The sequence below is a fragment of the Rhodohalobacter sp. genome (genome assembly GCF_041686455.1).
GTDB lineage: Bacteria > Bacteroidota > Rhodothermia > Balneolales > Balneolaceae > Rhodohalobacter.
Map to the genome: position 1 here is coordinate 1 of NZ_JAWLDW010000212.1, position 2,681 is coordinate 2,681.

At 38.0% G+C, this 2,681-nt stretch carries 3 protein-coding genes; all 3 read left to right on the forward strand.

Going from position 1 to position 2,681, the window contains the following annotated elements:
* Window positions 1-316: 316 nt before the first annotated feature.
* Window positions 317-616: an antibiotic biosynthesis monooxygenase family protein gene (locus ACESM0_RS13655; RefSeq protein ID WP_372906757.1), complete on the forward strand. Its 300-nt coding sequence runs from the start codon at window positions 317-319 to the stop codon at window positions 614-616.
* A gap of 14 nt (window positions 617-630) precedes the next feature.
* On the forward strand, window positions 631-1,692 hold the full coding sequence (locus tag ACESM0_RS13660) for a cobalamin-dependent protein (RefSeq protein WP_372906758.1): 1,062 nt from the start codon (window positions 631-633) through the stop codon (window positions 1,690-1,692).
* Window positions 1,689-2,681, forward strand: a 993-nt coding sequence (locus ACESM0_RS13665; RefSeq protein WP_372906759.1) for a sensor histidine kinase, incomplete at its 3' end; no start/stop codon positions are given. The genes ACESM0_RS13660 and ACESM0_RS13665, both read left to right, overlap by 4 nt.

The window sequence follows — 2,681 nt, forward strand, 5'->3', positions numbered from 1 at the left end:
AGTGTTATCAATCTTGCAAATAAACCCAGCATTAATGGGTTATCGAAAATTGTCTCTGATTGCAATAGAAATATGGGTAACTAAAACTTTAATCACAATGTACATCTTGATTTGTCAGGGTAGTATGTCCGGATCATTTTCATAAATTTTATAAGTTTATAGGTTATAGTCTGTGATAATGGAATTAATTTATTTCATTGGGGATGAATGATTTAGAGTTATATTGCAGGGTTAAGTACTTTAAAAAAATGTCATACGTTTGATAAGTGTTCAAATGTATAGGATAATTGATTTAGTGATCGGGAGAACAGAGTAAATGGGATTCACAGCAATTAGCAGATTTGAAGTGAGAAATAATATGGAGGGAGAAGTCCGCAAAGCATTTAAAAACAGACCCGGATTTGTAGAAGATGCTGATGGATTTATAGGGCTTAATGTACTGTCCCCGCGTGAAAATCCCGCCGAATTTTGGCTAATAACTCATTGGCAACACGAAGAATCATTCCATCACTGGCACAAGCACCATCGCAGTGAATCACATCAATTTATTCCAAAAGGACTAAAGTTAGTAAAACGCAGTTTTTCACTCGATTTCTTTGATCATATAACTTCATAAACCGGACCTATCTTATGATGGATTCCGAGCAACTATTAGTAGCCAAATTAAAAGAAACCAGGCATGAACTGGCCCGGATCGTAACAGACCTTCACTTTAAACGACATCCGGAACTGGAACAACAGTACGGTGATAGAGGCCGGCAAAAATGCTATGAAGATTCCATATATCATTTCAGCTATTTGGAACAGGCTATTCGGGTAAGCAGTAACGTGTTATTCAGTAATTATTTAGACTGGGCTCGCACAATGCTTAAAGAGCGTGGCATCCCCGAAAGGGATCTTATTGATAACATCGAATTAATGAAAGAGGCTATTCAACAGAAACTACCGGAAGATGATGCCGGGAAATTGGTTGAATTTATTGATGCAGGTTTGGATTCATTACAGAGTCTCCCTCATCGAAGCAAAACATTTTTGAACTCTGGTGAACCATTGGTAGAAGAGGCAAGAATCTATCTTGACCTGCTGTTGGCCGGCAAGCGGAAAAAAGCCGCTGATCTTATTGAAGAATTGGTAGAAGATGTGCAATCCATCAAGGAAATTTATGAGCATATTTTTCAGAAGACACAGTATGAGGTAGGAGCTCTTTGGCAGAGTAACAAAATTTCGGTAGCTCATGAGCATTACTGTACTGCGGCCACTCAGCTCATTATGTCTGGTTTGTATCCCCGGATATTTTCTATGGAGAAAAGTGATAAGAAATTAGTGGCTTGTTCTGTGGCTGATGAACTGCATGAAATGGGGATAAGAATGGTGAGTGATTTTTTCGAAATGGATGGCTGGGACACACATTATCTGGGTGCAAATATGTCCGATGAACATCTGATTAAATTGCTGAATAAAAATAAACCGGATATCCTGGCAATCTCTGTAACCATGCCATTACATATTGACAAGGCTGCTCAACTTATTAAAAAAGTACGAGCAGATGAGCAGACAAGTAAGATCAAAATTTTGGTTGGCGGATACCCTTTTGGGATTGTGCCCGATCTTTGGAAGAAAATTGGTGCGGATGCATCGGCAAAATCTGCTAAGGAAGCGATCGGAATTGCTAATGAAATCATATTGAATTGACGAAATTAAACCAGAATTTCCCTGAAGGAGTTGTACTTCTGATTACAGAAGACGGGACAGTTACAGAAATTCTTCACGATACTTTCGATATTTTTTCAGTTGAAACTGATTCCAAACCCTCTTTTACCGATTTCTTAAAAAATGATAGTATAAAGAAAGGCTGCCGTTTTATTGAAAGTATTGATGCCAACGACGTAGCCTACAGTTGGGAGCTGTACATTGAGAGACAGGACGAAACATCCCTATTCAACTTTTCAGGTGTTAAAACGGAGAATGAAATTGTATTGATCGGGTCGCCAAATCCGGATGATATGGAACTGTTTCTGAACGGCTTGATGGAGATAAACAATGAGCAGGTGAATAAACTGCGTTTGTTCATGAAAGAAAATCAGAAAAAATACTTAGAGGAAAATGAATGGACATTGTTTGACGAAATGAGTGGGTTTAACAATGAGCTGGCGAACACAAAGCGCGAACTCACAAAAAAGACAGCTGAACTTGAGCGTTTAAATGAACTCAAGAATCAAATGATGGGAATGGCGGCACATGATCTTCGAAACCCACTAATGCTCATTCAGAACTTCGCAGATTTTTTGATCGTTGATCATCAAGAAGAAGTTTTATTTACCGAAGAGCAGTTTCAGTTGATAAATGAAATTAAAGGGTCAAGTGAGTATATGATTCAAATAATTGAAGATATGCTCGATATATCTACATTTGAATCGAGAAGTATAAGTTTGAAAAAAAAGAACAGCGACCTTGTAGAACTCGTTAAAGATGCTGTCTCGCTTAGTCGCACACCAGCCGGTAAAAAGAATATTGGCATTACAACACTTCTGCCAGATTCATCGGTAAATAAATTAATCGATACCCATAAATTTCGTCAGGTATTGGATAATCTTTTGTCGAATGCAGTTAAATATTCCAATCCTGACACAGAGATTGAAGTTGGAATTAAACAGTTTGATGGATCTGAAGGAGTAACCATT